The sequence below is a fragment of the Palleronia sp. genome (genome assembly GCF_042089775.1).
Classification (GTDB): Bacteria; Pseudomonadota; Alphaproteobacteria; order Rhodobacterales; family Rhodobacteraceae; genus Palleronia.
Map to the genome: position 1 here is coordinate 1 of NZ_JBELKF010000168.1, position 4,353 is coordinate 4,353.

The window sequence follows — 4,353 nt, forward strand, 5'->3', positions numbered from 1 at the left end:
AACGTCCGACATGACCGCCCTCCAATGTGGATAGTTGCAAACCCACCTTGGCACACCGATGCCGTCGGGGGGCGGTTACAGCATCATTGCCAACGTTGGGTAGCATTGAGGGAAATTAGGCCGCGTTCGCGCCGCTGCCATCGATATATACCCGGAACCACATCTCGACTGCAATCATCGACCAGATTTTCTGAGAATGATTGCTGCGCCCTGCCCGGTGCTCCGAGATGATCCGGGCAATGTAGTCCGCGGTAAAAAGACCCCGGGCCGCGAAACCTCCGCTAAGCAGGATATCGTCGATGACCTCGCGCAATTCCCGCCCAATCCAGTGTCGCAATGGAATCGAGAAGCCGTGGTTCGCACCGTACAGCACGTCATGCAGCATATATGGCTCCATGCAATAGCGCAGCAGCCCCTTGAGCTGAAGTTCGCCATGTCGTTCGAATACCCGCAATTCGTGGGGGAGCGAGGTCACAAAGTCGGAGAATTCGGGGTCGAGCATCGGCATCCGTGTCTCGAACCCATGGGCCCCCGCGGCCGTGTCGAATTTCACCAAGAAGTTGCAACCCATTAGGTGATGGGCGTCCACCTCGCCACAAGCGTCCATCGCGTGGTCATAGCGAGGCCCCTCGAATTCTACTGGAAGTCGGTCGTTGGCAGGGGAGTAGAGATATTCTCCCAATGCATCGCCGTAGCCTTCTATCTTGTGACGTTCGGTGAAAACCGAACTAGACTGGGTAAAGTAATCTCTGGGCAATAGAGAACCGAGACCCTGATTGACGAGTTGTGACTTGATGGTGGGAAGATATCCTCCAGTCGCGACCGCTTTCATGTAATTGTACATGTCCACGTAGCGCTGATTGCCGATGAAGATGCGCTCCGCTCCGTCGCCTCCCAGCATACAGTCAACGCCCGTGCCGATTTGACGGCATAGCCCGTATGTGATCACAAAAGAGGAGTCTCCTATCGGTTCGCCGAAATGGTAGGCCATGCTCTCGATATGAGAAAATATCCTTTCGTCAAATCGGATCGAGGTGTGATCCGAGCCGAAATGGTCGGCATGCATTTGCGCCAGTTCACTTTCGTCGAAGTCGTCGTAGTTGAAGCTCGCGCAGAAAGTCGGGGCATGTGCCTGCTGGGGAACAAGACGCGCGACGACCGCGCCACTATCGACACCGCCGGATAGAAAGGCACCGACCCTTCCCGCGCTGACGCGCGACCGGGCGATGGCACGGTCGAAGATCTCGACAACCTGTTCGGCCGCCTCGTCGCGCAACATTCCTTGCTTGGCGGGATCTATCGATGCGCGCCGCCAGTAGGGTGCGGTCTCGATCGTTCCATCCATGTCGATCACCGAAACGGTGGCTGGAAGGATTCGGGAAATCCCTTCGAAACAGGTGCGTGGAGGCACGGCAAACCGGAAGGAGAAGTAGTCATGCAGCCCAAGGTAGTCGGGCCGTGGAACGATGCCGGAAATGCGGAACAGGGCCTTGGCTTCGGTGGCGAGGGCGATACCGCCTTCGGGAAGACGCGCCCAGAACAGGTCGCGTTGCCCGTAGCGATCGCGCACGATCACTGTAGTGCGTTTCCGGTGATCGTGAATCGCGAAAGCTACGGCACCAAGGATGCGAGACGCCAGATCGGCGCCCCAGCGGCGGTAAGCGGCTGCGAGGATCTCGGTGTCGCGCACCGCGCCAGGCGCGGTAGATGCAAGGTTCAGCCCCGCGACAAGGTCATCGCGATTTTCAATATAACCGGCAGCGACGACACTTACCCCGAGATCAGGATGATGCAGAGTTGTACCACGTCCTTCGGGGTGGTCATGGCCGTTGTGGATTATGCCCATGAACAGGCCGTCCGCATTGTAGTCGTCGTGGAGCTTCCCGCGATGACGAAGCGATTTCAGGGCGGGCAGACCCAGTTCCCGCATCGCGGCAGAAGAACGTACGGGATCGAGACAAACGACAAGACCGGTCATTCGAGTTTTACCTTCCAGTTTGCGAGGGCGAAGGCAAGCGACTGATCGATGCCGAACCGATTGCTGACGAAAGCGTAGGCCTGTGCCTTCATTCCAGAGAGTCTGCGGCCGTCGCGAAGCAGGTCGCGCACCTCGGATATCCAGTGTCCCTTTTCCGGTGGGCTCAACAGCAGGCCCGTGCGCTCCGGATCGAAGGCCTCCCTGCAGCCGCCAACATCGAAGGCCGCAACGGGCGTGCCCTCGGCTTGGGCCTCGATCAGGACATTGGGCAGGCCTTCGGTGCGCGATGGAAGAACCTTTAGGTCCATTCGCCGCAGGAAAAGCGCGACTTGCTTTTGTTCGCCGACAAATTCGACGACATCGGCGATGCCAAGGGTGCGGGCATAGGCTTCCAATTTGGGGCGTAGTGTCCCGTCCCCGACGATCAGGCCCCGTACATCCATACCCTCGGCGCGCAGAGCGGCAATCAAGTCGAGAAGAAGGTCGACACGTTTGACGGGCGATAGACGCCCGACGAAGCCGATGCAGGGCGAGCGGGGCGCTCGGCGTGATTTGAAGGCGCGCGCCACGCGGGCGGCGAGCAACGGTTTCGGCGGGGCCATGAAATGATAGCCGTTGTGGTGTACATCGAAACGGCTGGGCTCAAGACCGAGCCAGGCAGCATAGCTGTTTGCCCCGGATTGCGAATTGCACCACATCTCGACACAGGGCTGTGCCAGCATGGCGCGATAAGCCGCACGCTGGAATTCGTTGACCAGACTAGCATCCTTGGTAATCGAGCGGCGCCCGGTAAGGACGACCTGCGGCACACCCGCAAGAATGGCGGCGATTCCGGCAGTGACGTTGACGCCGTCTTGCCAGCAATGAACCACTTGTGGGCGATGATGGAGAATGGCGTGTAAGTAGCGCAGGGCGAGATCGGCTTCCAATGAAGGCAAAAGCCCCAGAAGCTGCACGATTTGCAGCACCCGGGGATCATCCCCCATGATGCGGCGCAGGAGTCCCTCGTCCATCAGATCGCTGATCTGCGTCACGGGAACGCCCGCCGCTTTGAGTTGATTCAAGAAGCTGCTCGCGGTTTCTACCGGAGAGCGCAACAGACCCACACGGGTGCGAAAGGGCATGTTCGGTCCATGGCTTGCCCGCGCAAGAGTCATCAACTGCCGTTCGGCACCGCCGGTGGCGAGCGACGATCCGAGATGCAGGACCTCAGGCTTCATGGCCGTTGGAGGAAGGACGGACCCGTCTGCGAACACCATGTCCATCAGTTCCGCTGGATCGGCAGGAAGGGTTCCGTGACGACGCCGGATGTAGCTGAAAGCAGGAACCCGGCTAGCGACGGATGCATGGATGGGATGGCGAGTTCTAAGGCGTTCGAGATGCGGCCCTGCGGAAGCATAGTCGCAATTGCGCTCGTAGGAGCGAAACAGCTCCAGCAGGATAGGCATGTTGTCGGGATCCTCGCGCAAACAGGCCTCAAGCACCGTATGACCTTCCGCTTCGCGGCGCAGACGGGTGAGAACGATGCCGTAGGACCGCTGCGAGAGAGACCCGCTCTGCATCGCATTACGAGCGCCGGAAGCGAGCTTTTCTTTTGTCTGCGTATCGACCGTGCGTCCTAGAAGGGTGGCCGCGCGAAGCCATGTCTCGTCACATGCCACACCTTCGTCGATCAGTCGCAAGGCTACCTCCTGCTCGACGACCGGTCCATCGGCTGCGCCCAGAATTTCAACGGCATAGCGTTGAACAACGGCGTCGGCGGGGTGGCGCGCGAGGGCCGCGTTCGCAAGATTGCGCTGTTCCTCAAGCGGGCGTCCACTGCGCATAGCGGCCCGCAGAAAGACGCCCTCTTCGGCCTTGTGCCGGTTCTGTCCGAGGAAGGCGAAAAGCTCTTCTTCCTGTCCGTCGCGTTCCAGGGCGCGCAGGAACCATATCCTTGCGGTAGTGTCTTCTGGATCAAGAGCTAAAGCCGAACGCAGGTGATCGATGGCCTCGCCTGTAGCCCCTCGACGGAGCGCGGCACGTCCGAGGTAGGTTTCACGCACAATCGGGCGGCAATCGTCGGGATGATCTGCGAGAAACTTTTCCAGATCGTCCAGACTTCCTCTTGTCCAAAGCAAACTCGCATAACGGTCTACAAACATTTTGCGGTTTGGAACGGATTTCAGAGTGCGTTCGCACCAGCTATTCCGTTCTTCCGTGGCAGCGCGCTCTTGTGCCGTTGCGCAGAGATGGAAGCCAATCTCTGCGCGGCGGGATGCCGGTGCCTCACCGAAGAGACGTTCGAGCTCAACTGCGCGTTCGGGATGTTCCAAACACAAAGCAATCTCGATCTTGGCGGAAATGCCGCGGTTCAGTCGATCGATCAAATGCCG

At 59.4% G+C, this 4,353-nt stretch carries 2 protein-coding genes; both read right to left on the reverse strand.

The window, feature by feature from the left end; translation table 11 throughout:
• Positions 1 to 115: 115 nt before the first annotated feature.
• On the reverse strand, positions 116 to 1,978 hold the full coding sequence (locus tag ACFDS3_RS19245; RefSeq protein WP_375263956.1) for an asparagine synthetase B family protein: 1,863 nt from the start codon (positions 1,976 to 1,978) through the stop codon (positions 116 to 118).
• A partial coding sequence (locus ACFDS3_RS19250; RefSeq protein ID WP_375263957.1) for a glycosyltransferase occupies positions 1,975 to 4,353 on the reverse strand: 2,379 nt, incomplete at its 5' end. The genes ACFDS3_RS19250 and ACFDS3_RS19245, both read right to left, overlap by 4 nt.

Bases quoted from the DNA above. Each gene is read 5' to 3' on its own strand.
- ACFDS3_RS19245 (WP_375263956.1), bottom strand. From the start codon at position 1,978: ATGACCGGTCTTGTCGTTTGTCTCGATCCCGTACGTTCTTCTGCCGCG.